At 42.0% G+C, this 26,880-nt stretch carries 26 protein-coding genes; 22 read left to right on the top strand and 4 right to left on the bottom strand.

The window, feature by feature from the left end:
• The first annotated feature begins 44 nt into the window (after positions 1–44).
• The 10 genes from IGI66_RS12070 (at position 45) to IGI66_RS12025 (ending at position 13,217) form a co-directional block, all read left to right on the top strand.
• Positions 45–1,226 (top strand): metallophosphoesterase family protein, encoded by a 1,182-nt coding sequence (locus IGI66_RS12070; RefSeq protein WP_438849128.1) that lies wholly within the window; start codon positions 45–47, stop codon positions 1,224–1,226.
• The gene (locus tag IGI66_RS12065; protein ID WP_438849127.1) at positions 1,216–3,846 is read left to right on the top strand and encodes an AAA family ATPase; all 2,631 of its coding nucleotides are present in this window, start codon (positions 1,216–1,218) and stop codon (positions 3,844–3,846) included. The genes IGI66_RS12070 and IGI66_RS12065 overlap by 11 nt, the downstream gene beginning before the upstream one ends.
• Positions 3,843–4,787: a 3'-5' exoribonuclease YhaM family protein gene (locus tag IGI66_RS12060; RefSeq protein ID WP_438849126.1), complete on the top strand. Its 945-nt coding sequence runs from the start codon at positions 3,843–3,845 to the stop codon at positions 4,785–4,787. Before IGI66_RS12065 ends, IGI66_RS12060 begins: the two co-directional genes overlap by 4 nt.
• Before the next feature lie 344 nt (positions 4,788–5,131).
• Positions 5,132–5,647, top strand: a complete 516-nt coding sequence (locus IGI66_RS12055; RefSeq protein WP_314581455.1) for a GNAT family N-acetyltransferase — start codon at positions 5,132–5,134, stop codon at positions 5,645–5,647.
• 166 nt (positions 5,648–5,813) lie between these two features.
• Positions 5,814–8,237: an HAD-IC family P-type ATPase gene (locus IGI66_RS12050; protein WP_438849125.1), complete on the top strand. Its 2,424-nt coding sequence runs from the start codon at positions 5,814–5,816 to the stop codon at positions 8,235–8,237.
• A gap of 215 nt (positions 8,238–8,452) precedes the next feature.
• Positions 8,453–9,946, top strand: coding sequence for a phosphomannomutase/phosphoglucomutase (locus tag IGI66_RS12045; protein ID WP_431379916.1), 1,494 nt, complete (start codon positions 8,453–8,455; stop codon positions 9,944–9,946).
• Positions 9,947–10,079: 133 nt separating this feature from the next.
• Positions 10,080–10,433, top strand: coding sequence for an iron-sulfur cluster biosynthesis family protein (locus tag IGI66_RS12040; RefSeq protein ID WP_086303238.1), 354 nt, complete (start codon positions 10,080–10,082; stop codon positions 10,431–10,433).
• 141 nt (positions 10,434–10,574) lie between these two features.
• On the top strand, positions 10,575–11,246 hold the full coding sequence (gene sapR / locus IGI66_RS12035; RefSeq protein ID WP_010779655.1) for a two-component system response regulator SapR: 672 nt from the start codon (positions 10,575–10,577) through the stop codon (positions 11,244–11,246).
• A gap of 9 nt (positions 11,247–11,255) precedes the next feature.
• Positions 11,256–12,278, top strand: coding sequence for a two-component system sensor histidine kinase SapS (gene sapS / locus IGI66_RS12030; RefSeq protein WP_010779656.1), 1,023 nt, complete (start codon positions 11,256–11,258; stop codon positions 12,276–12,278).
• Positions 12,279–12,353: 75 nt separating this feature from the next.
• Positions 12,354–13,217 carry a GRP family sugar transporter gene (locus IGI66_RS12025; protein ID WP_114524994.1) on the top strand — a complete coding sequence of 288 codons (864 nt, stop codon included), beginning with the start codon at positions 12,354–12,356 and terminating at the stop codon, positions 13,215–13,217.
• 35 nt (positions 13,218–13,252) lie between these two features.
• Here the strand turns inward: IGI66_RS12025 and IGI66_RS12020 are convergent, their stop codons facing one another.
• Together IGI66_RS12020 and IGI66_RS12015 are read right to left on the bottom strand one after the other, a co-directional pair.
• Positions 13,253–14,443, bottom strand: a complete 1,191-nt coding sequence (locus IGI66_RS12020; protein WP_010779658.1) for a toxic anion resistance protein — start codon at positions 14,441–14,443, stop codon at positions 13,253–13,255.
• Between the two features lie 64 nt (positions 14,444–14,507).
• On the bottom strand, positions 14,508–15,161 hold the full coding sequence (locus IGI66_RS12015) for a 5-bromo-4-chloroindolyl phosphate hydrolysis family protein (protein WP_010779659.1): 654 nt from the start codon (positions 15,159–15,161) through the stop codon (positions 14,508–14,510).
• A 207-nt stretch (positions 15,162–15,368) separates the two neighbouring features.
• Between IGI66_RS12015 and IGI66_RS12010 the strand changes: the two genes are divergently transcribed.
• Genes IGI66_RS12010 through IGI66_RS11995 form a run of 4 tightly spaced genes read left to right on the top strand, consistent with a single transcriptional unit; the run spans position 15,369 to position 17,544 of the window.
• Positions 15,369–15,944: an NUDIX hydrolase gene (locus tag IGI66_RS12010; RefSeq protein WP_086303240.1), complete on the top strand. Its 576-nt coding sequence runs from the start codon at positions 15,369–15,371 to the stop codon at positions 15,942–15,944.
• Positions 15,941–16,225, top strand: a complete 285-nt coding sequence (macP, locus tag IGI66_RS12005) for a cell wall synthase accessory phosphoprotein MacP (RefSeq protein ID WP_010779661.1) — start codon at positions 15,941–15,943, stop codon at positions 16,223–16,225. Before IGI66_RS12010 ends, macP begins: the two co-directional genes overlap by 4 nt.
• 47 nt (positions 16,226–16,272) lie before the next feature.
• Positions 16,273–16,965, top strand: a complete 693-nt coding sequence (locus IGI66_RS12000) for a 5'-methylthioadenosine/adenosylhomocysteine nucleosidase (RefSeq protein WP_086306445.1) — start codon at positions 16,273–16,275, stop codon at positions 16,963–16,965.
• Positions 16,966–16,998: 33 nt separating this feature from the next.
• Positions 16,999–17,544, top strand: coding sequence for a cysteine hydrolase family protein (locus IGI66_RS11995; protein WP_010779663.1), 546 nt, complete (start codon positions 16,999–17,001; stop codon positions 17,542–17,544).
• Between the two features lie 43 nt (positions 17,545–17,587).
• Here IGI66_RS11995 and IGI66_RS11990 read toward each other — a convergent pair whose 3' ends face one another.
• Complete coding sequence (locus IGI66_RS11990) at positions 17,588–18,262, bottom strand: HAD family hydrolase (RefSeq protein WP_438849124.1); 675 nt, start codon at positions 18,260–18,262, stop codon at positions 17,588–17,590.
• 135 nt (positions 18,263–18,397) lie between these two features.
• On the opposite strand from IGI66_RS11990, the gene crcB reads away from it, so the two are divergent.
• Together crcB and IGI66_RS11980 are read left to right on the top strand one after the other, a co-directional pair.
• Positions 18,398–18,778, top strand: a complete 381-nt coding sequence (gene crcB, locus IGI66_RS11985; RefSeq protein WP_438849123.1) for a fluoride efflux transporter CrcB — start codon at positions 18,398–18,400, stop codon at positions 18,776–18,778.
• Positions 18,775–19,128, top strand: a complete 354-nt coding sequence (locus tag IGI66_RS11980; protein WP_314581387.1) for a fluoride efflux transporter FluC — start codon at positions 18,775–18,777, stop codon at positions 19,126–19,128. Before crcB ends, IGI66_RS11980 begins: the two co-directional genes overlap by 4 nt.
• 27 nt (positions 19,129–19,155) lie before the next feature.
• Here IGI66_RS11980 and IGI66_RS11975 read toward each other — a convergent pair whose 3' ends face one another.
• The gene (locus IGI66_RS11975) at positions 19,156–20,133 is read right to left on the bottom strand and encodes an AraC family transcriptional regulator (RefSeq protein ID WP_314581385.1); all 978 of its coding nucleotides are present in this window, start codon (positions 20,131–20,133) and stop codon (positions 19,156–19,158) included.
• Positions 20,134–20,244: 111 nt separating this feature from the next.
• Here IGI66_RS11975 and IGI66_RS11970 point away from each other — a divergent pair, with 111 nt between their 5' ends.
• The 6 genes from IGI66_RS11970 to fucO all read left to right on the top strand — a co-directional run bounded on the left by IGI66_RS11970 (position 20,245) and on the right by fucO (position 26,757).
• On the top strand, positions 20,245–21,555 hold the full coding sequence (locus IGI66_RS11970) for an MFS transporter (RefSeq protein ID WP_301516664.1): 1,311 nt from the start codon (positions 20,245–20,247) through the stop codon (positions 21,553–21,555).
• A gap of 1 nt (position 21,556) precedes the next feature.
• Complete coding sequence (gene rhaB, locus IGI66_RS11965) at positions 21,557–23,014, top strand: rhamnulokinase (RefSeq protein ID WP_438849122.1); 1,458 nt, start codon at positions 21,557–21,559, stop codon at positions 23,012–23,014.
• Positions 23,015–23,045: 31 nt separating this feature from the next.
• Positions 23,046–24,329, top strand: coding sequence for an L-rhamnose isomerase (rhaA, locus tag IGI66_RS11960; protein WP_114524987.1), 1,284 nt, complete (start codon positions 23,046–23,048; stop codon positions 24,327–24,329).
• Between the two features lie 55 nt (positions 24,330–24,384).
• Entirely contained in the window at positions 24,385–25,221 is an 837-nt protein-coding gene (gene rhaD / locus IGI66_RS11955; protein ID WP_438849121.1) for a rhamnulose-1-phosphate aldolase, read from the top strand.
• Positions 25,218–25,529, top strand: coding sequence for an L-rhamnose mutarotase (rhaM, locus tag IGI66_RS11950; protein ID WP_431379910.1), 312 nt, complete (start codon positions 25,218–25,220; stop codon positions 25,527–25,529). The genes rhaD and rhaM overlap by 4 nt, the downstream gene beginning before the upstream one ends.
• Positions 25,530–25,602: 73 nt before the next feature.
• Complete coding sequence (fucO, locus tag IGI66_RS11945; protein WP_301521272.1) at positions 25,603–26,757, top strand: lactaldehyde reductase; 1,155 nt, start codon at positions 25,603–25,605, stop codon at positions 26,755–26,757.
• Positions 26,758–26,880 lie beyond the last annotated feature (123 nt).

Genomic DNA, 26,880 nt, shown 5'->3' with positions numbered 1-26,880 from the left:
TAAATAAAATAAATCTGTTGCCTTTACTGATAGGGGGAGAAAAAATGAAATTTTTACATGCAGCTGATTTGCATCTGGACCGCTCATTTGAAGGTCTGACGACGATACCAGAATACTTTCAAGAAAACCTTGCGACAGCGAACAAAAAAATGCTGAAAAATATCGTAGATACAGCAATTACAGAAGCTGTTGATTTCATTTTATTCGTTGGCGATACGTTCCATCAAAATCGTCCTACCTTAAAAACTCAACGTTATTTCTTTCAAGAGATGGCGCGCTTGGATGAAGCGAAAATTCCAGTCTTTATGAATTTTGGAAATCATGATTTTTATCAAGCAGAACGTTATTGGTTTGATTTTCCAGAGACGATTCAGTTATTCGACAATGAACAGGTAGAAACGAAAAAATTTGTGACAACGATGGGGGAGACTGTTGCTATTACGAGTTTTAGTTATCAGCATTCCACGATCAGTGACGCGATGATCGAACAATTTCCTCACAAAGAGGCGGTTGATTTTCAAATCGGGATGTATCATGGTGGTCAGATGCCTTATGCGCCCTTTCAGCTAACCGAATTAGCAACAAAGGGTTATGATTATTGGGCATTGGGACATATCCATGTGCCGCAAGTTTTATTGCAGCAGCCTTATGTGGTTTATCCGGGAACACCTCAGGGACACACGCAAAAGGAAACAAATCTGGCAGGTGTAACGGTGGTGGAAAGCCAAGGCAATCAACTGATTCCGAGAAACGTTTCAGTTGAAGCGATTCGTTGGGAAAAACGGACGCTTTCCCTAGCTAGCGTGCGTCAGCCACGCGAACTCTTTCCTTTGATACGAGAGCTTACAGCGGATTTGCCCACGTTAATACATCTGGAGTTCAAGGATACAGAAAACTTGGGTGAGGAATTGGCTTATCAAGTGGCGTCAGGTGAGCTAGCAGAGGCGTTACAAGAAGAAGTGCCTCAAACTATTTTCCTATGGCAAGTAACGTTAGCAGAACGGCCGACGGAAAGACCGTATCTTGCCGTGGATCAACAGTTGGTCGAACAGTTGATCGCGACGTATCAAGCGCCTGATATTTTTAATGAATTACTAAGTGATTTGGAACAACATCCGCAAGTACATTATTTAATGGATCAAGCATTTAAATCAACGACGTTGGCAATGTTAAATGAAAGAATGACAAAGAATTATCGATTTAGGAGGGACGCCGATGTGGATTAAAAAAGCAGAGATCACAAGCTTTGGCAAATGGCGTCAGCAGTCGTTCCTGTTCGAAGCGAAAAATCAATTGGTCTATGGACTAAATGAAGCCGGAAAATCAACACTGTATCAGTTTATTCAAGCGATTCTATTTGGCTTTCCTGCAAAACGAAAAAAGGGCCAAGACTATACGCCAAATGACGGTAGCGGTTTTGGTGGGCGCTTGCTGATTGTTCATCCAACCTATGGATCGGTAACGGTCGAGCGATACAAAGCCAAAAATAAAGGCAAAGCGAAGGCCTGGTTGGAGGATGGGCAGCAAGGCGATGATGAATTTCTAGAAAAGATTCTTTATCCATTAAATCAGCAGTTGTTTCGCCAAGTCTTTACCTTTCAGCAGGAACAACTTCAGCAGTTAGAGACTCTGAGTGAAGAAAATCTTCATGAGGCATTGATTTCAATGGGGGTGTCTGGCAGCAATGAATTATTTGAGCAACGGATGAAGCTAAAAAATAACTACGAAACAATCTATCGTCCTCGAGGAAGAAAGCAGCCGTTGAATCAAGCGTTGCAGCAGTATCAAGAATTGAAACAAAAGATCAAAGAGAAGGAAGCGCAAGAACTCGGTTTTCAGCAGCTTGTTCGCCAAGCAGAGGACGAGAAGCGAAGCGTCAGTCAGCAAGCAGCAAGCAATCGAAAGCTGCAAGAAAGTCAGTTAGGTCTCGAGCAACAGCGTATGAACTGGTCAGGTTACGCAGAATTTTTAGAGTTGCAGCAATTGGATCTGCACGCATTGGCGACCGAAGAAGAGCGGGCGCAGCTGCAAGCCTTCTATCAAGACTATCAGCAATTAATGAAAGAACAGGAAAAGCTGCACGCTGCTCTACAGAAGCACAGTGGGAACCAAGAGTCTGCGCGCTATTATTTCTATTTAGAAAATGAACAACGCATCCAGCAATTACTGGCTGAAAAAGTCACGATCACTCGAATGCTGGATGAAGAACAGCGACTGGCGATCAAACTAGCTCAAACAGATGATGCTCCGGTAAATTGGCAGCAGAATTTGCCGCGCCCCTTTGCCGATGAGCAAGCGATCCAGCAGCTTTTCGAGCCGCTTCAGACCCAGCAAAAGGTAGTAGAAGAACAACGCATTCGATTACGTTTGGTCAAAGAACAACGGGATCAAGCGGAGGCTAGTCTTAATGACTACGAACAAAAACATCCAGAGCTGTTTAATAAAAAGAAAAATCCGCCATGGTTCTTTCTCGCCGCAGGCGTTACTGTACTGATAGCATTCTTTGTCCCAGCACCATTTCGCTATCTTTTGATGATCGCCGCTGTAGCCTGCGGAATACTAGGCGTGATGCGGCAAAGTAAACCAGCCAATAAAGATACTTGGCAGGAGAAGCTGGGCCAATTAGACATTTATGAAGGTCAAGTAGCAGAAATGACCGAAAAGGCAGCTAAAGGACAACAAAAAGTCCAGCGTCTTTCAGAAAAGCTTCAAACGGAGGTGCTGCAAAGAAATCTGTCTAGTGTTGAGAATGAATTTTCACTGATACAAGAAAATCAACGTGCCTTGAACTATTTGTCTTTACTGAAGTCAAATAAAGAATTGCAGCAACGACAATCGGTATTGCGTCAACAATTGATGCAGTATGAGCAGCAGTTTGAATTTTTAGCAGATTGGCTGCCGCTGCATGAAAAGAATCTATCAGAAAAAATGACAACGCTGGAGCAATTTGCTAAAGAGATGGAACAGATTCGCTTTGCTCAGACCTACCAAGAGAATACCGTTTTACAGCAACGAATCCATGAGGCGCAAAAGCAGCAGCAACAGCTTTTAGAACAACAGCAACCGGTATTGCAACAGCTACGAATCGCTTATCCATCAGAAATTCCTGCCTTTTTACAACGGGAATCAGAATTGCTTCAAAAGCAAGCACGTTTAGGTGAATTAACCGAAACGATCTTACCGCTGTTTAAAAATGAAACGACGCTTGCAAAAATCGAGGAATCTCTGCGTACCTTAAAACAGGAGCTTCAAGAAGGAGAAGCACTGTTGCAGCAACTACAGGAGCAGGAGCAACGCTCTCGTTTGCAGATTCAGCAAATGCAGGCAGATGGCACGTTAGATAGTCTTTATCAAAAAGAGAGTCAGCAACGTGCGCTGGTAGAAAAATTGATGACGGATTATGCAGTAGCAAAGCTGGAAAATCAATTGCTGCAGGACATTGCGACAGAGCTATCCGAACAGCAATTACCTGAATTATTAAAGCAGGCAACGAGTTATTTCCGAGAATTGACGAACAATGCCCATAGCCGGTTGGATTTTTCTGAAGGACTGTTGACCGTCGACGAGTTGAGTCTCTATAATCTTTCAACAGGGACTAAGGATCAGGTTATGATGGCCTTTCGCTTTGCGTACCTTGCTTTGCAGCAGCAATACCCATTATGCCCAGTAATTATTGATGATGGCTGGCTGCATTACGACCATCAACGGAAGTATCAGTTTGCCAAATTATTACAGCAATTTAGCCAAAATTATCAAGTCATTTGTTTGTCATCTGATCAAGAAATGGTAAGCTATTACCAAGAGCTTCACCAGCCAATCTGGGAATTGAAGGGAGTCCAACGATGAAAAAAATCAAAGAATTAACGGTCGATGAGCAGTTTGAAATGTATGTGTTGATCAAGAATGCAGATGTCCGCTTAGCCAAAAATGGGAAAAAATTTATCGCGTTTACTTTTCAAGATACTTCTGGGACGGTCGATGGAAAATTTTGGGACGCATCGGAAGAAGAGATCAAACGCTATAAAGCTGGACAGGTCGTGTTATTGAACGGCAAACGAGAAATGTATCAAGGCAATCCGCAGGTCAAGATCATCCATCTACGTACAACGAAGACGGATGAACCAAATGATCCGGCACTGTATATGGAACGTGCGCCAATCAAGCGTGAAGACATGGAAGAAGAATTCAACAAAACGCTCTTTGAGATCACTAATGCGCATTGGAATCGTATCGTGCGCTTCTTATTAAATAAATATCAAAAAGAATTTTTTGAGTTTCCAGCGGCAAAACGCAATCATCATGCGTTTGCAGGTGGATTAGCCTTTCACACGTTAACCATGCTTCATCTAGGAAAAGCGATCGCGAAGGAGTACCCTCAGATAAACAACTCGTTACTTTATGCAGGAATCATTATTCACGATTTAGGCAAAGTAATTGAATTGACGGGTCCGTCTTCTACCGAATATACAGTCGTAGGAAACCTAGTAGGACACCTCGTTTTAGTAGATGAAGAGATCACTAAAGCCTGTGCTGAACTGAAAATCAATGATACAGACGAAGACATCGTTGTCCTGCGTCATATGGTCTTGTCCCATCATGGGTTATTAGAATATGGATCACCTGTCCGTCCACGAATCATGGAAGCAGAGATCCTGCATCAAATCGATAATATCGATGCGTCAATGCAAATGATGTCTAGTGCGGTGAAAAATGCAGAACCAGGAACGTACACAGAACGCATTTTTGGAATGGATAACCGCAGTTTTTATGTTCCAAAAGATATTTAAATGGAAAAGCGATGCCTCAAATTATAAGGCATCGCTTTTTTGCGAGTCCTACCTTTATAGGCCATTAATAGTGAGATGGATAAAATCTTTAACACAAACAGATAAAACACGAAGTTTGATCGAATCGTCTGGAAAGTGAACACCCACTCATTTTTTTGTACTCTTAGAAGAGGATTCTTTAAAGTGAGACAGTTGTCAGTCGTACTTTTCGCGGTTTGTTACGGTGCTAGTCACTTTAGAAATAGGCAGTAAAGATTCAAGCTGAACAAGTTTTGCACGATGATCGATTTTTTTCTGGGACTTGGAAAAAAAGTCATTTTAGACTAAGCAGGAGGGAAAAAGTGATGATTGAAACAGAGCGGCTCTATTTTCGTGAGCTGCAACAGACAGATAAAGAGGCACTAAGCGCTATTTTACAAGATGAACAAACGATGTATGCGTATGAAGGCGCCTTTGACGATAGGGAGGTTCAAAACTGGTTGGATAAACAACTAAGCAACTATCGCCGTGATGGATTTGGTTTATGGGCGGTCTGCTTGAAGGACACAGGTGAACTGATTGGTCAATGTGGTTTGACTTGGCAAGAAGTTGCAGGTACCCCTGTATTAGAGATCGGTTACTTGTTCCGGCGGGCGTTTTGGCATAAAGGTTTTGCGATCGAAGCGGCGAGGGCTTGTAAAGAATATGCGTTTACCCACGTAAAAGCAGAAGAAGTTTATTCCATTATTCGTGATACGAATAGTGCTTCGCAGAAGGTGGCGGAAAGAAACGGCATGGTTCGTTGCGGAGAAATCGTTAAGCATTATCGAGGAGTGGCTATGCCACATGATGTTTATAGGATAAAGAACGGGGCTGCATGATGCGGCTCTTTTTTTGTCTTAAGTAAGTAAAAAAAGGAAATGATCCCGATAGTTTAAGAGAATATTTTATAAAATGTTTTCTCCCGACTAAAAATGTAAGTCGTGTTAAGATAGTTCTAGAATCAAAAAAGAGAGAGTGCGACAAATGGAGACGAGGGGATGCCGTATGAAAAAGAAAAAAATTGACGTTCAAACGGTGGAAGAAACTTTTGAGGATGTAGAGATTCCATCAGATTTGAATGGACTGACTCACTCTGAAGTTCAGCAACGAATAGAACAGGGGCAAGTCAATCAAGCGGAAGAAAATTTATTAAAGTCTGATAAAGAGATTATCAAAGAAAATACGATCAATATTTTCAATATTTTAAACTTTGTATTGGCAGTATTTGTACTGTTGGTGGGATCGCCAAAAAACACGTTGTTTTTTGGTGTCGTGATCATTAATACGTTGATCGGAATCATTCAGGAATTAAGAGCAAAACATACGATCGATAAATTATCGGTCTTGGCTAAAACGAAAGCAGTCGTCTTGAGAGAAGGCCGGCTGCAGCAGGTGGATCAGGAGGAGATTGTCTTAGGCGATATCCTATATCTGCGCAATGGAGACCAGGTCCCAGTAGATGGAAAATTGTTATCTGGAATGGGTGTAGAAGTCGATGAATCACTGTTGACCGGTGAATCAGATCGCGTCCAAAAACAGTTGCAGGATCAATTGTACAGCGGCAGCTTCGTAACCGCTGGGGAATGTTTCTATCAAGGAACGGCTGTTGGAAAAGATAATTTTGCGGAACAATTGACTAGTGAAGCGAAAACGAAAAAAACAGACAATTCTGAACTGACGAAGGTATTGAATCGCATGATCGCTGTTTTGACGATCGTGATCATCCCAGTAGGACTGGGCTTGTTTTATAGTCAATATCAAGCGTCCTCGTCAATCAAGCAGGCTGTTTTAGGGACGGTGGCAGCGTTGGTCAGTATGATTCCTGAAGGACTGATGTTACTGACGAGTGTGGCCTTTGCTGTTGGTGCAGCGAATCTGGCACGAAAAAAGGTATTGGTGCAGGCACTGCCTTCCATTGAAACGTTGGCACGAGTAGATGTTATCTGTCTGGACAAGACGGGGACGATCACGGATGGCACGTTGAAATTTGAGGATGCGCTGTTGGAAAATGTATCTGAGGATCGCTTGCGCGTAATCATGGGAAATTTATTAAACCAGCTCAAAGATCAAAATGCGACAGCGAAAGCCTTACGGGATGCTTTTCCGGCGGCAGATACTTGGCAAGCTGAAAAAATCGTGCCATTTTCTTCTGCACGAAAATGGAGCGGCGTGACGTTTAAGGATCAAGGGAGTTTTGCGTTTGGTGCGCCAGAATTTATATTCAAAAATCTGTCTCCTGAATTGCAAAAGAAAATTCACCCTTATTTGGAGGAAGGACAGCGCGTTCTTGTTTTAGTAAACTATCCAGGCCTCCTAGAAGAAGAGCTTTTGCAAGAGCCGCAATTGCTTGCGACATTGATTATTTCCGACAATTTAAGAGAGAACGCGCGAGCCACCTTTGGTTATTTTGCAAAGCAGGATGTGCAGCTAAAGGTCATCTCTGGCGATCATCCATTGACCGTTTCAAAAATTGCCCAGAAAGCAGGTATCAAAAATGCAGAGACATTTATTGATATGTCCAGCTTAGAAGAGCCGATCGACTATAGAGCTTTAGTGGCAAATACAACGGTCTTTGGCCGAGTGACACCAAAGCAGAAGCAATCATTGATTCGTGCGTTAAAGGTCCATCATACAGTCTGCATGACGGGGGACGGCGTGAACGATGTATTGGCGTTACGTGAAGCAGATATCGGTGTAGCGATGGCCAATGGGAGCAGTGCCGCAAGAGCTGCCTCGGATGTCATTCTATTGGATTCTGATTTTGCTCGAATGCAGAATGTTTTAAATGAAGGGCGTCGAGTGATCAATAATATCGAACGTGTAGCCTCGATGTATTTAGTAAAGACAATCTATTCATTGATCCTGGCAGTGATTTTTATGATCATTGCAAGTCCATACCCCTTTGAACCTGTCCAATTAACACCAATCAATGCCTTGACTGTAGGCATCCCGTCCTTCTTCTTGGCGTTGAAGCCAAGCTATGAACGGATTAAGGGCGATTTTTTAAATAATATTTTGCGGGTCTCTTTACCCGGCGCCTTGACCGTGGTCGGTGCGGTAATAGTCATCCAAGTAGCAAACGTATTATTTGATCTAGACTATCAAGCAACATCGACTATGTCTGTCTTCTTGACGGGGTGTGTAGGATTATTGGTCCTATACAAAGTTTCTTTCCCGTTGGACAAGAAGAAGCTCGCGTTGATTGCAGTATTGGGCACGGCGTATCTAAGCTGCTATTTATTTTTTAGAGAGTTCTTTGAATTTGATAAACTATGGAACCGTAATTTGTTCTTCGTTCTTCCATTAACATTCGGAATTTATTGGCTATTCAAAGGCCTGACCTTTGTCATGGACCGATTGGTTGCATGGCGGATTCGCTGGCAAAAGAAACGTCAAGCGAAAAAAAATCCCCAATCTCGAGTCATTTAAAAGAGTGAAAATTACTTAAATTGATAAAATTTCCCGGAAAAGGCTTTCTTTTTCGGGATTTTTGGTATAATGGACTAAAAGTAATATCAAAGGATGCCAGTTGTCAGTTTTGCTTTTAGCTGGAATAAGCGGGGAATTTGGCACACCGTGACGAAGCATCTTATTTTTCTGAAGAGAAAACAAGTATATAAATAGGAATAAGGAGGAATTCATCAATGGAGTTATCGAAATTGCAAAATGGTTCAGACATTCGTGGAATCGCTATCACTGCTGAGGGGAAAGAAAAAAACTTAGGTGTTGAAGAAGTACGTGAAATTGCGAAGGGGATTCTTAATTGGTTAGCAGATAAAGGTGTCAAGCGTCCATTCAAGATTGGAATCGGACATGACAGCCGCTTGACGGGGCCAGAGTTGAAGCAAGCCATGGCGGCAGTATTTGAAGCAGCAGGCTGCACGGTGTTAGATTTCGGACTGGCGACGACACCGGCCTTATTTATGGCGACACAATTTGATGAGTTCGCCTGTGATGCTGGAATTATGCTGACGGCCAGTCATTTGCCGTTTTATTTTAATGGCATCAAAATTTTCAGTCAATCTGGGGGCGCGGAAAAAAGTGATATCGCCTACATTTTGACACATACTGCTGCAAGCGAAGAAGCTGCTGGAAGTACAAAGCAAGCCGATTTATTGTCTCGATATGCCGCGGATCTTGTTGAAAAAATCCAGCAAGGAAGCGGGGCTGAGCAGCCTTTAAAGGGTCTGAAAATCGTTGTTGATGCGGGCAATGGCGCGGGCGGCTATTTTGCAGAGAAGGTATTGGCCGTTTTAGGTGCGGACATTGAAGGTTCTCAGTTTTTGGAGCCTGACGGTAATTTTCCCAATCATATTCCCAATCCCGATAACAAAGAAGCGATGGCTAGTATTAAACAGGCCGTACTTGAAAATCAAGCGGATCTTGGCGTGATTTTTGATACAGATGTGGATCGTTCGGCAATTGTTTCTAAAGATGGGCAAATGATCAATCGCAATAATCTGATCGCTGTTTTATCTGCCATTGTTTTGCAGGAGCATCCAGGAAGCACGATCGTGACGAACTCGCCAACTTCAGATCATTTGAAACACTTCATTGAAGAAAAGGGAGGAAAGCAATACCGTTATATTTCTGGTTATCGGAATGTCATCAATAAAGCAATTGAATTGAATGAAGAAGGTATTGATTGTCAATTAGCGATCGAGACAAGCTCTCACGCAGCCTTTAAAGAAAATTATTTCCTAGATGACGGCGCGTATGTCATTGCCAAAGTATTGATGCTATTACCAAAACTACAAAAAGAAAATCGGGAATTGACTGATTTAATGGCAGAACTGGAACAGCCTGTAGAGACATTGGAGATCCGTTATACGATCACTGGCGAAGACTACAAGAAGACCGGGCAAAAAATGATTGAAAGATTTCGTGCAGAGCTTCCGAAGCAGGAAGGCTTTTCGGAGAATTCAGAAAATCAAGAAGGTGTTCGTTTTTCCGTGACGACTCCCTATGGAAAAGGTTGGATGTTGCTGAGACTCAGTCTCCATGAACCGTTGTTAGTGATGCAGGTGGAAAATGATCAAGCGGATCAAATCCAAAAACAATTGCCCCTCTTCCGCGAGCTGTTGGCACAAGAACCGCAAATCGATTTAACGAAATTGGATCAACAATTGAATAAGTAAGAATTCTTGCAAAATAAGCCCCTTCGTCTGATGATAAGAGTCAGACAAGGGGCTTATTGCCGTTCATACAACTAACCGCGCTTAGTTTGAAGGAACAGTCAGCGTTGAAAAAAATCAGATTGGGGAGTTTATTATGAAAATCACCGTGGATGAAGCAGCAAAAGAAAAAATCTCTGCACACTTAGGCGCAGGGAAACTTCTATTATTAACCTTTGAAGATGGGGTAGGCGCCTACTCGCAGCATGCGATGATCCATATGCAGACACAGTTTTCCATCAATATTATTTCATCAGAAATGGAAAGAACCGATTATGACGAAAAGATTCCTTCAGAGATCGGCGATTTTTGGATCAAAGGATATTCAAAAGAAGATTTACAAGAAGAAATGCGGATCAAATTCAATCCACGCTTGAGTACATTTAGTTTGTCAGGTGAAGGCGGCATGATCGACGATAATATGGGGTTCATCGATTTTACCAAAAATTAATCTAAAAAGGATCGTCTTTCATTTTTTTCGCGTTCTTTGATATGATTAAAAAAAGAGTTCAATTAGTCGTGCAGTCTCTGGTTTTTTCGGATCAGAGACTGCTTCACGACATCGAGCAGCAACCAGAAAGTAGGGAACAACATGGCAAAAATCATGATCGTGGAAGATGAAGCGGTAATTCGGCAACTGATCGGGGAAGAACTAACGAAATGGCGATTTGATGTTTATCAAACAACGGACTTTAATCAAGTATTTGAAGAATTTGAACAAGTGGCTCCGCAGCTTGTTTTATTAGATATCAATCTTCCAGTCTATGACGGCTATTTTTGGTGTCAAAAAATTCGTGAAGTATCTAAGGTACCGATCATTTTTATTTCTTCGCGAAATACGAACATGGATCAAATCATGGCAATGAATATGGGGGCCGATGATTACATTACGAAGCCGTTTCAAGTAGATATACTAGTTGCAAAAATCAATGCATTGCTGCGCCGTTCGTACAATTACGCTGAAAGCGGCGAAGAATTGGAACACAACGGGATTACGTTAAATATTGACAATAGCAGCATGACGATCAGCGATGAAGTAGTGGATCTCAGCAAAAATGAATACCGATTGTTGTTTATTTTAATGAAGCAGCACGGAAAGATTTTGAGCCGTGACAAATTGCTGCGTGCATTGTGGGATGACGAGCGTTTCGTGGATGACAATACATTGACGGTGAATATCAATCGGCTGCGTCGGAAGATCGAACAAGCTGGGATCGAAGATTATATTCAAACAAAAGTCGGACAAGGATATATTGTCCCATAAGGAGAGCCCATGACATTTATTAAGTATCTAAAAGACCGAATACTTATTTTAGCAGGATGGGTTGTACTGAGTTTACTATTGGGGTTTATGGTGTGGCTGACACCCGATCTGCATAATTTCTGGGACAACCTCAGTTATTTGCTGGTCTTGCAATTATTTATTGTTTTTCTATTTTTTACGATTGATTACCATCGGAGAAAAAAATGGTACAAGACATTTGATAAAGAGGAAGATTCCCATCTTCAGCATTTTGTAGAATCCGCGAGCACAGAAGAGGAGCTGCTGATTCAAGAATACGTGAACCAGCAAGTCCGAGAGCATCATTCGATGATGGAGCAACTGTTGGATAGTCAAAAAGATCAAAAAGATTATATGGATTCTTGGATTCATGAGATCAAGGTACCGTTAGCGGCAGTTGATTTGATTTTGAATTCGATTGAGTTTGATATTCCAGATGAAAAATTTGTTCTATTGCAAAATGAGATCCAGCAGATCGATGAATATGTTGAACAAATTTTGTATTATTCACGCTCCGATGAATTTGTGAATGATTACCTCATTCAAGAATACTCATTGAAAAAAATTATCCAGCCGATCATTCGCAGCCAAGCAAATTATTTTATTCAGAAAAACTTACAATTGACTTTAGCAGAGGCGGATGCGCGCGTATTGACGGATTCTAAATGGATCGAATTCATTTTTCGCCAACTATTAAGCAATGCAATCAAGTACACGCCCGATCATGGCAAGATCGACATTACGATCGAAAAGAAGAACAATGGGGTGGCCTTGATCTTGCAAGATAATGGAATCGGTATTCCCTCCGAAGATCTCGGTCGGATTTTTGATAAAGGATTTACTGGGGAGAACGGACGGAAGGCGCAGCAGCATTCTACTGGCTTGGGCTTGTATCTTGCGAAGCGATTAGCAGGCAAGATCGGTGTGGACTTATCGGCAAAATCAACGATGAATGAAGGAACGACGATGACACTCTTTTTCCCTCAATTAGATTATTATCATGAAGAACGTTAAATTTTCGATTTTTGATTGCCAAATATCCTTTTTTTCGCTAAACTGTTCCAGTTGTGAATTGAAGGGAGTAAGTTTATGAGTATTTTAATAGCCCTAGTACCAATGGTAGCATGGGGAAGCATTGCTTTGGTGAGCGGAAAGTTAGGCGGGGATGCCAATCAGCAAACCTTAGGGATGACGATGGGTGCTTTTGTTTTCGCATTGGTAACCTTTTTTATCGTTCAACCAGCAATGAGCAGTTGGATTCTGTTGATCGGTTTCTTGTCAGGTCTTTTTTGGTCGGTTGGTCAAAACGGTCAGTTTCATGGGATGAAATTCATGGGTGTATCTGTAGGGTTGCCCATTTCGACCGGCTTTCAATTGATTTTGAATACCGTTGCCGGTGCCGTCTTCTTTCATGAATGGACGAAAACAAGAGATTATGTTTTAGGATTTATCGCTTTGGCCCTCCTTGTTCTAGGTGCGTACTTAACGGCACGAAAAGATGACGAGAGCGGAGTCGAGACAGATAATAGTATGTTGAACTTCGGTAAAGGCTTTCGGGCGCTGCTGTTTTCAACTTTTGGATATGGTGTCTATACGATCATCATCACGTGGGCAGGACTGAATCCTTTGGCGATCATTTTACCTCAAAGTGTCGGAATGTTAGTCGGCGCCAGCTTCTTTGCATTTCGCAAAGCAAAGGTGGATCGCTACGTTTGGCGCAATATGGCGTCAGGTCTTTTATGGGGAATCGGAAATGTCTGCATGTTAGTGAGCGTTCAAAATATTGGTTTAGCCATTGGCTTCTCTTTATCACAAATGGGGATCATCATTTCTACGCTAGGCGGGATCTTCCTTCTAGGCGAACGTAAAACTAAAAAAGAGATGTATTATGTGATTACGGGCTGCCTGCTGATTATTGTCGGCGGTATCGTACTAGGCTATATGAAAGCATAAAAAAAAGCGCGCCCATCGGCGTGCTTTTTTTGCAATTATTGACCGGAATTTAGTTCCATCAATTTTTGTTTTAAGTCGTTTTCCATGTGACCGATCTCGATCTCCGCTGCTTGGCGACGTTCTCGACCTTCTTTTTGGATACGCAATGTTTCTTCTAATGTCTCAACGAGATCATTTTGTGTTTGCTGTAATGTATCTAGATCAACGATGCCGCGTTCATTTTCTTTAGCGGTTTCAATAGTGGAGATCTTCAACATCTCTGAATTTTTCTTCAGCAAATCATTGGTTGTTTCTGAAACTTGGCGTTGTGCTGTAGAAGCATCCTTTTGGCGTAAGAGTGTCAATGCGATCGCCACTTGGTTTTTCCACAAAGGAATCGCTGTATTGATGGAAGCTTGGATTTTTTCAGCTAGTGCTTGATTGGTATTTTGGATCAAACGAATCTGCGGTGCTTGCTGAATCGTGATTTGACGAGCCAGTTTCAAGTCGTAGGTTCGTTTGTCTAAACGATCCAAGAATTGTGTATAATCATTAACGATCTGAACTTCCATCTGATCACCGGAAGCCTGTGCCTTTTCTGTTGCTTCAGGAATCGTTGTGAGCTTCAGCTCTTCTATTTTCAATTCTGCTGCGGCAATATAAATATTTAAGGCATCAAAGTAATCCTTATTTTTATTGTAAAGTGTTTCCAGCATTTGATTGTCGCGTAATAAGCCATCTTTTTCGACGTTTAATTTTGTGGCGATTTTGTCGATTTGAGCACCGATTTTTTGATATTTTGTCGTGATTTCATAAATGGATTGTTTTACTTTACCAAACATTTTTTGAAAAATATTTCCTTCACCGACACGTAGTTCATCGGGGTTGGCTTCATTTAAACGATACATCAACTGATTCAACGAATCTCCGATCGGTCCAATGTCTTGAGAAGAGACGGTATTTAGCATGGACTGAGAAAATTCACTTAATTTTGTTTGTGCTGTTGAGCCGTAGCTGATCACAGCCTGCGAATCATTCACGTCGATTTTCTTTGCTAGTTCCCGCGCCTGTGCTTGGCGTTCTTCGGGAAGCTTATCCACTAAGCGATCTGCTTGTTCTTGCGACTGTAAGTGAGAAATTTCTTGCTGTTGGACGGGAGTTAATGAATCGGTCCCGAAAGGATTGCTAAGTAAATCGTCTAAAGTACTGTCGACTGGTTTAGTCTGCGGGTTGTTTTCTGGTTCCACTATGGTTCCTCCTGTTCGAAAAAAATCTAGCTTAAGCTAGATTTTTTTGATATTTCGTTCATTTTTATTTTGTGGACAAATCAGGATCGTGTTCAAGATTTTTTTTCGCAATCGAAATTTCAACATCCATGTCTTCCAAATCGTCAGACACAAATTGTTGATAATCTTTTACGATCAAATCTGCCATTTGATCAATGATCTGTGCGCTTTCTTCCAGTTTACCATAAACTTCTTTTGACTTGACCTCGTGACCGTTGATTTCAACATAATTATCTGTCAAATCAACGATATTCGGTAAATGCGTATATAGAAATTGACTTGCTTCTGGTAAACGCTTCGGATCTTTTACCAATTCCTTGAATAGAGCTTTCGCTGCCTTTAACGTATCGTGACGCAAATCGATCGCTTTTAACTTGGCATTTTTTTGGATGTTTTGTTGCAGACGCAACACTTGTTGTTTGGAAAGATTCATCGTTTCACGGAACAATTCGATTTCACGTTCACTCATACCCAATTTTTTATAGTAAGCTTCCTTTTCTTTTGTAAGAAATGGCAATTCTTCTTTTTGTGGACGGATTTTTCTCCCTTTAAATCCACGATAAATCAGCCAAAACCCAACGACCAACATCAAAAAGATCAGATAGTCGCCGAAATCTCCTTCAAAAAAGGAGAGAATACCGATGGCTGCGATGATGATAGGGAATAGTTTCCTTCGCATAATAATCCTCCTAGTCTATTGATAACCCTTCACATTATTTAGTCAAAATTCTTGATTTCTTTACACGCTCATCATAGCATGAATTTCTATAGAATTAGTATCGGACTAAAGATGGATTTTTCAGATTTAGAAAAAACATAAGAATTTTCTGTGATACAATAAGGCAGAACCGTCGAGTTAAAGCTATTTAGGGGGAATGATGTCATAATGCTAGAGTACAAAGACTTCGAAGAAAAGACGATTGAACGTAAAGAATTGTTTAAGGGGAAAATTATTGACGTCTATTTAGATGATGTTTCCTTGCCAATGGGAGGAACAGCAAAACGTGAATTGGTTTTTCACCATGGTGGTGTGGGAATCATCCCGATCACAAAAGAGAATAAAATGATCATGGTCAAGCAATTTCGCAAACCGTTAGAAAAAGTAGTTTTAGAGATTCCAGCAGGAAAAATCGATCCTGGCGAAGGGCAGCATCCTGAAAAAACAGCGGTACGTGAGCTAGAAGAAGAGACCGGTTATCGCACTGAGAACTTGATGTACATAAATGAAATGTATTTATCTCCGGGATTTTCGAATGAGAAGCTATATATTTACACGGCAACCGATCTAGTAAAAGTCGAAAATCCGAAGCCACAAGACGAAGATGAAGTCTTAGAACTGTATGAGCTAACGATGGAAGAAGCGAAGCAAGCCATTCACGACGGATTGATTTGTGACGCAAAAACAATCTTTGCAGTCAATTATTGGGAATTGATGCACTATAGAAAGGAAGATCACGCATGAGCCAATCTCCTCTGGTGACGCGCAGCGAATTGAGAAAGCGAAAAGAAGAGCAGGAACGTTTGGCAGAGGAACAACGGAAAGACGCTGAACGAATGTATGAAAAAAGAGAAAAAGAAATCAGCTCTGTTTATCGTAAAGAACTGAAGAAAAACAAGCCAGTCACAAAATCTCGCAGCAGCGAACGAGTGAAACAAAAAGAACGCAGCAGTTTTTTAAATAAAGCGATAATTGTGGTCTTATTACTTTTAATCGTCGTCATGTTAGCAGTATTCTTTATTTGATCCTTAACTAAACACAACTATATTAAGAAGAAATAGGGGAATGAGTTATGAAAATCGGTATTATCGGTGCAATGGAACCAGAAGTAAAAGCGTTAAGAGAGAGCTTGGATCACCCGTTATCTTGGGAACAATCAGGCGCGTTGTTTCTCTCAGGAGGCTTAGGGAATCATGAAGTGATCGTTGTTCAATCAGGTATTGGGAAAGTGTTGGCATCCATCACAACATCTGTTTTGATCCAGCAATACAAAGTCAATATGGTCATCAATACTGGTACAGCCGGCGGAATCGGTGGCGGTCTTGCTATCGGCGATCTAGTGATTGCTGACAGAGTTGCGTATTTTGATGTAGACGCTACGACCTTTGGCTATAAGATCGGACAAGTCCCAGGCATGCCGCTTTATTTTGAAAGCTCCACGTATCTAAAAAGTGAGATGCTGGAAGCGAGCAAAAAACTAGAGCAGGCAGCACATGTGGGACTGATTGTTTCAGGTGACACCTTCGTCAGCAGCCCATCAAAAATTTATGAAATCAAAGCCGCATTTCCAGATGCACTGGCTGTCGAAATGGAAGGGGCAGCGATTGGGCACACAGCCGCACAATTTGGCATTCCGTTCTTGATCGTGCGTGCGATCAGTGATACGGCGGACAGTGAAGCGACGGAGACCCATGAAGAATTCGTGAATCGCACAGGCACACTTTCTGCACAATTGGTCATGGAATTCGTGAACCATTTAAAATAAAAGGATTCATTGATAAAACGAGGAGGCATCACGATGCGTGCATTACTTTCGATTGATTACACCAATGATTTTGTCGCAACCGATGGAAAATTAACGACAGGCGAAGCAGGTCAAGCGATTGAACAAGCTTTAGTTGACCGAACAAAAGACTATTTTCAGCAAGGGGATTTCATCGTTTTTGCGATCGATGGACATGACCCAAACGATCACTACCATCCTGAAAACAGCTTGTTTCCCCCTCACAATGTGATTGGAACGAGCGGGCGTGATCTATACGGTTCGTTAGCCGCATTTTATCAAGCCAATCAAGCAGAAAAAAATATTTATTGGATCAATAAACGCCATTATTCTGCCTTTAGCGGAACGGACTTAGACATTCGTCTGCGGGAGCGCGGCATTACAGAGCTTTGTTTAACCGGTGTTTGTACAGATATTTGTGTGCTGCACACTGCTGTGGATGCTTATAATCTGGGGTATCAGCTCGTAATACCAGAGAATGCCGTTGCCAGCTTTGATGCGACCGGCCATGCTTGGGCACTGAACCATTTTAAACATACACTAGGGGCAACACTTATCTAGCTTAGAAAAAACCGCAAACGAAAAAAATCGTTTGCGGTTTTTTCTAAGCTAGATAGGTTGGAATAAATGTAGTGAAATCCTCGATCACCCCATCGGAGGCTAAGCCTTCCGATTCGAAGATCCCGCGATTTTTCCCATCGGGGTCAATGGCAACAATGGTTCCTATCCCCGCACTATGAGCGGCTTGTAACCCTGAATAGGAGTCTTCGATGACTAAGCAATTTTCAGGAGCGACGCCGATTTTTTTCGCGGCGATCAAGAATATATCTGGAGCAGGTTTACCAGGAAAGCTGCCATCATGGTAAACTATCTTTTCGTAATCGAACCAGATGCCTAGGTCTAAATAGTCAAAATAGAAGTCCATATTGATTTTCGGTGAGGCAGAAGCAATGGTCATTGGACTATTCTTTTTCTTCAAATAGTCCAAGACTTCTTTCAGCCCTTTTGTAAATTCTTTATGAGCAGAGCTGTTTAGAACGGAGTCTCGATAGTACGCCTCTTTTTCATCCGATAATCGTTGGATTTCTTCATCTGTTAAATTTTTTGAGATAAAATTGCGAAGGACGACATCATTGGTTTTACCATGCAGATTTTTTAAAATGTCTTCCTCGGTCACTTTGCTGTCTGAATATTTTTGAATCAACTGCAGCCATGCCGCTTCATGAAGATCAGAATCCATAAACATTGTTCCGTTAAAATCAAAAATGATCCCTGTCATGTATAGCCCTCACTTTTTTCAAGATACTCTTAGTTTAGCATGTTTTGAAAATAGTAGATGAAAAAGATAGTATTATTTGCAACTTCAAATCAATCGTTTTATAGTGATGAAGAATAATTAATGGAGATGAACATCATGTTGGATTATTTAGTCATTGCGCTTTTTGCTTTTGCGGGAGGAACAGCGCGGTATTGGTTAGGCGTGTGGATTCCTTCAGTGGGCGGATTTCCACTTGGAACACTTGTTATAAATTTGATCGGCTGTTTTATTTTTAGCTGGGTCGTCAAGCATATTTTGAGTGATATTGACGTATCTGCTCGTTTGGTCTTAGGGGTCGGTGTTGGTTTCTGCGGGGCACTAACGACCTTCTCGTCTTTTGCCTTGGATACGATGAAACTGGTTCAGGCTGGAGAAATTGGTTTGGCACTTCTTTATTTGCTGCTGTCATTTATCGGCGGGTTGGCGATGACCGTGCTCGGTGAAGCCATCTACCACAGAAGGGTGGGGGAGGAATGATCGAGACGTTATTGGTTGGCAGCGGGGCAGCGATTGGCGCGATGCTGCGTTTTGCTCTGAACAATTACTTTGAGCCTCAGACCAAGCGGCTGCCGAGGGCGACTTTTTTTATCAATTTATCAGGAAGCTTGCTATTAGGTATTTTTTTTGGTGTGCACTTGTCTGATCCCGTCTATTTATTTTTAGGAACAGGGATCATGGGAGGCTATACGACATTTTCTACTTATAATTTTGAGTTGTTTGTCTTATGGAAACATGATCGCCCTATGTTTTATCGCTATTTATTCGACTCTTATGGCCTAGGATTACTATTGAGCTTTGTCGGTATCGTGATCGGCTCAAAAATTTAGAAAATAAGTCACAGAGAACGCTGTGGCTTATTTTTTATGCTCTCTGAAAGAGTTCGGCAGCTCATGGTATGTATCTTTGAATTGTTTGTAAAAATGGCTTCGGTTTTTGAGACCGATCATTTCGATGATCGAACTGATCGGCAAGGCCGAATTATCAATCAAAAACTTCGCTTGCTTCATTCGTTGCTTGGTCAACAGCTCAGAGAAAGTTTCATTGGTTTTTTTCTTGATGATGTTGCTCAAATAATTTTTATTGTAGCCTAATTGTTGCGCAGCACTCTCTAGCGACAAGTTGGCGTAGTCTTTTTCGATGAGTTTTAGCGTATCGATCACAACCTGATGATTCGTTTTATCTTTTTTTTCTTGATAAAAATCATACTTACAATTCCCAATCAATTCTGTAAACAAGATCGGGATGTATAAAGAAATGATTTCGTTGGCAAACACTGGCTCTGTAAAGTATTTATCGATCATCTGGTCTAGGATCATCTGGACATGCTCATTATCAGAGCAGCGGAAAATCAAATACTCTTTTCGAGAGCGCGTCGCAATTGTTTGAGCCAAGAAATTGAACAGGACGCTATTTTTATCATTCAAGCTAGAAAGCCATTCGATATCAACTTTATCATTTGGGAAGATAATATTCACTAAAATATCTTCTTCACCGTGTTCACCTAAAGCATGGGAAGAACCACGATCTAGCAAAAGAATCTCTCCGCGGTTGATCACTTCACGTCTGCGGTTAATGTATTGGACCGAGCGACCGGAATAAACATAGTTCAGCTCTAAAAAATGGTGGCTGTGTTCGGGATAAGGGGCAAATCGTGGGTGCTTGCTAATGTAGATCGAATTATTTTTAAGAAAGTATTCCTTTAGTAAAACCATGTTGTCTTCTGCGGTTTGAAAAGATTTAGAAGGAATATCCATGACGAATTTCTTTTTATTTAATTGTGCTTCTTCTACATGATTATGGTGTCGCAAATATTCTTCTACAATTTTATGCATGTCAACACATCCCTGTAAATTCGTTACACTCATTCTATACGTACGTCATTGAAAGCGCAATCAAAAAATTCAATAATAAGCATGTAAATAAATTTAAGGAGCGAACAAAACATGAGTGGACGCAGCAGTGGAGGAATGAAGGAAACAATTGCCGTATCGTTGACGAATTATTTGGATTCAGGATGTATCGTAGCTGGAGCAAGTGGATTGACTTTGTGGGCAGAACATTTTGGTCTAAGTAGTTTTTCGGTTGGATTATTAGGTGCGTTGAGTGCAAATGCTTTTGGAGCAGCAGTTGGAGCACTTGTTGGCGGACGGTTGGCAGATAAGTTTGGTCGTAAATTCATCTATACCTATAATCTGTTGGTTTATATGTTCGGAGCATTGTTCATTATTTTCGCTATGAATTTTCCGATGTTGTTAGCAGGATTTCTGATTATGGGTCTATCTGTAGGGGCGGGAGTTCCTGCATCTTGGTCGTATATCGCGGAGATGGCACATCCGGATTCTCGTGCGCACAATATTGGAATTTCACAATTGGCTTGGTCCTTAGGCCCCGCAATTATTTTTACACTAGGTGTAATTTTGGCACCATTAGGATTGCTTGGGAATCGATTGTTGTTTGTTTCATTGGTTCTTGTAGCGATCGTCGCGTGGTCATTACAGCGTCAATTAGAAGAGTCGAAGGACTGGGAAGAGGAAAATGCACGGCAGGCAGTCGCAACAGAAAAAGCGCATCCGTATAAAGAATTGTTCTCAAATGTCGTAAATAAGAGATCCATCGTGTTCCTTGTAGGTGTGTACTTGTTCTGGAATTTAGTGGCAGGAGCGATGGGCTTTTTCATGCCGTTTGTTTATGAGACTGTTGGTGGATTGACAAACTCACAAGCCAATATGCTGCAAGCAGTTATGTGGATCTTTACATCTCTGGGTTCTTATTTTGGTTTTGCTAAATTGGGTGATAAAGTCGATCACCGTAAATTTTATTTTGTCGGCGCGATTATGGCAGCGGCTTCATGGGTTGTTTTGACCTTCGTGGGGATGTCGTGGTTAGGCTTATGGGTATTCGTTATTCTTTGGGGAATCTCAGCAGGTATTGGTGCACAAGCGTTTTACGCCTTATGGGCGTCTGAACTATTTCCAACGAAATTTCGTGGCGGTGCCCAAGGTGTTATGTTCTTCTTAGTACGTGGAAGCTGCGGTATATGGTCAATTGTTTTTCCAGTGATTCTGGCAAACTTGGGCTTCACGGTTGCAGGGACGGTCATGATCGGATTATTGCTTGTCTCGTTAGTGATTGGTACGGTTTGGACACCGAAAACGCGTGGAAAGACTTTGGAGCAGATCACACAAGAACGTTATGGAAAAAATGATGAGCGGGTCTTCAGTGAAGATATCCCTCGCGGGCAAGAGGTCAAATAATATGACAAAGACATATATTGCAATAGATATTGGTGCGTCGAGTGGACGCTTGATGCTTTCAGAAAAGGACCCGTTTGAAAAGATCACATTAGAAGAGATTCATCGATTCAAGAATGGATTTTCAGAAATAGATGGCACCAATTATTGGGATGCTGATCATTTGATCAAAGAAATAGTAATTGGCTTACAAAAGGTTAAGCAACGAGGAATTCAAGAGTGCTATGTAGGGATCGATACTTGGGGTGTGGACTATTGCTTAGTAGATGAGCAGGGGCGAGTGTTGAGTCAACCTGTCAGCTATCGTGATGCACGTACAGAACAAGCCATGGAAGAATTTGATCAAAAAATGTCGCTGCACACGCTCTATGAAAAGACTGGGATTCAGATGCAGCCCTTTAATACAGTATTCCAATTATTAAGAGAAGATCAAGAAAAATTAGCAAAAGCAAAACAGTTGTTGATGATCCCGGATTATCTCGGCTGCGTATTAACAGGAAACGCAGTACTAGAAAAGACCAATGCCTCAACGATGCAATTGATGAATTTGGAAACGCGGAAGCTGGATGAGGAAGTCTTATCAGCAATCTATGTTGAAAAGGAGCTATTTCCTAAGTTAGTAGAGCCAGGAACGGTTCTAGGTCCAATCCTAAAAACACGTTTTCCTGAGTATGATCTACCAGACGCAACAGTCATTACGATTGCTTCGCACGATACAGCTTCGGCAGTCGCTGGCACACCGGGAAAAGGTGAAAATTGGGCCTACATCAGCTCAGGCACCTGGTCTTTGATGGGAATCGAGATGGAAGAAGGGGTTTCTAGCAAGGAAGCCTTCGAGGCAAACTTTACGAATGAATGGGGGGTTCAAGGGACCATTCGCTTCTTGAAAAATATTATGGGGATGTGGTTGATCCAAGAAGTGGCTCGGCTGCAAGGGTATCGCTATTCCTATCCCGAGTTAGCTGAATTGGCAAGCCAAGAAGAGGCGTTCGTCAGTCTGATCGATGTGAACGATCCCCGTTTCATGAATCCCCAAAATATGATCACAGAAATACAAAACTATTGTCGTGAGAGAAATCAAAAGATACCAGAAACTGCCGGTGCACTAGCCCGCTGTATCTATGACAGCTTGGCACTGTGCTATGCGGTGGAATTAGAAATACTAGAAAAAATCACGGGTCGCACGATCACCCAGCTTCACATCGTCGGCGGCGGCTCAAACAATGATTTTTTAAATCAACTGACGGCAGACGCATGCGGGATCAATGTTTTCGCAGGACCAGGCGAAGCGACGGCTATTGGCAATATCATGGTTCAAATGGTCGCCACAAAAGGCTTTGGGACTTTGGCTGAGGGACGCGAAGGAATCAAACAATCTTTCCCACTGAAGGAGTTTCAGCCACAAACAAACAATCTTCAAGCGAGAGAGAAGTACCAATCCTTATCTAAACAATTCGCATAAAAAATAAAAAGAATAAAGGGGCAAAATCAAAATGACAAAAACAGTAACTGAACGCTACGAAGACGCAAAAGCACGCTATGCAGAGATCGGTGTCGATACCGACACTGCTTTAAAGAAACTACAAGACGTAAAAATCTCCATGCATTGCTGGCAAGGTGATGATGTAAAGGGCTTTTTGAATCCAGATGGAGAATTGACTGGCGGTATCATGGCAACGGGGGATTATCCTGGAGCTGCACATACACCAGATCAATTGCGCCAAGACATCGAAAAGGCACTTTCGCTGATCCCTGGCAGTCATAAAATCAATTTACACGCCATCTATCTTGATACTGATGAAGCGGTCGATTTGAATGAAATCGAACCAAAACATTTCGAGAAATGGGCAAGATGGGCAAATGAGCAAGGCATCGGATTAGATTTCAATCCAACCTTCTTCTCTCATCCGATGATGAAAGATGGCATGACATTAGCTCATCCAGATCAAGATGTCCGTGATTTCTGGATCGAACATGGCAAACGAAGCCGTAAGATCGCCGAATATCTAGGAAAAGAAACAGGTCAAACGTGTATTAACAACTTCTGGATGCCAGATGGTATGAAAGACAATCCAATCGACCGTTACAATCCTCGTAAACGGATGATGGAATCATTAGACGAAATTTTTGCGGAAGATTTGAACGAAGACTATACCCAAGAATCAGTTGAGAGTAAATTATTCGGACTTGGTGCTGAAGCGTACACTGTCGGCTCTCATGAATTTTACATGGGCTATGGTTTAACTCGCGACAAATTGATCTGTTTGGATGCCGGTCATTTCCATCCAACGGAAGTCATTTCAAACAAATTGACTTCATTAGCACTGTTTTCTAAAGGGATCATGCTGCACGTTTCTCGCCCTGTTCGTTGGGATTCTGACCATGTAGTCATCATGGACGATGAATTGCAAGAAATCGGTAAAGAGATCGTTCGCAACGACCTATTAGGCAAGACAAATATTGGTTTGGATTTCTTTGACGCAACCATCAATCGTGTAGCTGCTTGGGTCATCGGTACGCGCAATACACAAAAAGCTTTATTAAAAGCGATGCTTGAACCAATCGAAGACTTGAAGGAAATGGAACTGGATCTTAACTATACAAAACGCATGGCTATGACCGAAGAATTGAAAGACTTCCCTTATGCCGATGTCTGGAACTACTTCTGTGAACAAAACGATGCACCGGTTGGTATGAATTGGTACGACGAAGTAATGAATTATGAACGAGATATATTATCCGCTCGCGAAAAAGAATTAATCGCAGCAATCGGCTAATTTAATGGCGGGGATCTCCCCGCCTTGTTTAGATAAAATTTTGGAGGAATCAATCGTGAAAAATATTTTAGAAGCATCTTTTGTGGAAGAAATGGTAGAAGTAACCAGCAATCTTTATCGTTTAGGTTGGGATGAACGAAATGGCGGAAACGTATCCTATTTATTAGATGAAGCCGATGTCAGTGACTATCTAGATACGTCCAACGTGCTACGGACTATCCCCATGGCATTTGATGGGACAGCTTTAAAGGGTAAGTATTTTATTGTCACTGGTTCTGGCAAATACTTTAAAAATGTTGCCAAAGATCCTGCCAACAACTTAGGTGTATTGCGTGTAGCCGAAGACGGTCAAAGTGTCGATTTATTATGGGGCTATACGGATGGCGGGATGCCAACGAGTGAACTGCCTGCCCATTTAATGAGCCATATCTCTCGCTTATCTGTTGACCCAGAAAACCGGGTAGTCATGCATTGCCATGCAACACATTTACTAGCGATGACCTTCAGCCATGAATTGACTGCGAAAGCAATCACACGGACGCTTTGGGAAATGTGTACCGAATGCATGGTGGTTTTCCCAGAAGGTGTACAAGTGTTGCCGTGGCTGATTCCAGGATCAAATGAGATCGGCGAAGCAACAGCAGAAAAAATGAAAGATGCACGTTTGGTTCTTTGGTCGTTCCATGGTGTTTATGGCGCAGGCCGCACAATGGATGAAACATTCGGCTTGATCGAAACAGCGGAAAAAGCGGCGCAGGTCTATACGTACGTTCAAGCACAAGGCGGCATCAAACAAACGATCAGTGACGAAAACTTTCTTGCTTTGGCCAAACAATTTGGCATCACTCCGAATCCAGCATTTTTTGAAGCTCCTCAGGTGACGACAGTATGATAAAAAAGGCGATACGAATGAAGCTTTATCCGGATTTAAAGGGAGAATATACGAAACGCCATAAGGAGCTTTGGCCAGAGATGCGGCAAATGCTGAAAGAACATGGCGCGATCAGCTACTCGATTTTCTTTGATCCAGAAACGGATTACCTCTTTGGGTATCTGGAAATCGAGGATGAAGAAAAGTGGGCACAAACAGCTGATACCGAGATCAATCGCAAATGGTGGGATTTTATGGAGAATGTAATGGATACAAATCCTGACAACTCACCGGTTACGGTTGATCTGGAAAAAGTATTTGAATTATAAAAAGAAGCGCTTAGCCGTTTCTTTTTAGCAAATTATGTGAATAGAGACACAATGGAGAATGGGAGCGAATAGCATGACGGTAAATAGAATGATCTTGAACGAAACCTCTTATTTTGGTAAAGGAGCCATTAAAGAAGTAGCCAATGAAGCAAGGAAGCGCGACTTTAAAAAGGCCTTAGTCGTGACTGATAAAGACTTGATCAGGTTTGAAGTAGCAACAAAAGTCGTAGATGTTTTAAAAAATGCTGGATTGGAGTATGAAGTCTATGATGGCATCGTTCCGAATCCTTCGATCGAAGACGTACAGGCTGGGGTCAAGGCTTGTCAAGCGGCTGGCGCGGATTATCTCGTGGCAATTGGCGGCGGATCACCTATCGATACGGCCAAGGCGATCGGGATCATCGTTGAAAATCCAGAATTTGCGGATGTTGTCAGTTTAGAAGGCGAAGTGGGAACAAAGAATCCATGTTTACCAATCTTAGCAGTTCCAACAACCTCAGGTACAGCAGCCGAAGTTACGATCAATTATGTCATCACGGATAAAGCCAATCAACGTAAATTTGTTTGTGTCGATCCTCATGATATTCCAGTGGTGGCTTTTATTGACAGCGATATGATGATGGGGATGCCTAAAGGATTGTGTGCGGCAACAGGAATGGATGCCTTGACCCATGCGATCGAAGGGTTCATTACAAAAGGTGCGTGGGAAATGACAGACATGCTGCACATCCAGGCAATTGAGATCATCAGTCATGCGTTGCGTGATTCCGTTGCGGGAAATCAAGAAGCCCGAGAAAAAATGGCTTTGGGTCAGTATATCGCTGGGATGGGCTTTTCTAACGTTGGATTAGGTCTCGTCCATGGAATGGCACATCCACTGTCAGCTTGGTATAATACGCCGCATGGGGTTGCTTGTGCAGCATTATTACCGCTGATCATGGATTTTAATAAGGAGTATACAGGAGAAAAATATCGCGAGATCGCAGTGAATATAGGGATAAAAGAAGCTGCGGAACTACCGTTGCCAGAGGTTCGCGAGAGGGCGGTCCAAGCAGTCAAACAATTAGGGATCGATGTTGGGATTCCGAAGAGACTGTCTGAACTAGGTGTAAAAGAAGAGGACATTCCTAAAATTGCGGAAGATGCTTTCAATGATGTTTGCTCACCGGGAAATCCGAGAGAGGCGACAGTTGAAGAGATCGCTGCGCTCTATCGATCAATGCTATAGCCTTTTCGTTTTTTGGAAGGTTGCTTGTTGTTTGCTTTGAGGGGGAAAGTCATGAAATATCTTGTACAAGCCGAGACGCATACTGGAGAGAGACAAGAGAGAGGGTTTCAAAAGTATCGTGAA

This window comes from Enterococcus sp. AZ048, assembly GCF_051715125.1.
Classification (GTDB): Bacteria; Bacillota; Bacilli; order Lactobacillales; family Enterococcaceae; genus Enterococcus_A; species Enterococcus_A gilvus.
The sequence above is the reverse complement of the archived record's forward strand: the minus strand, read 5'-3'. Positions and strand labels throughout refer to the sequence as shown.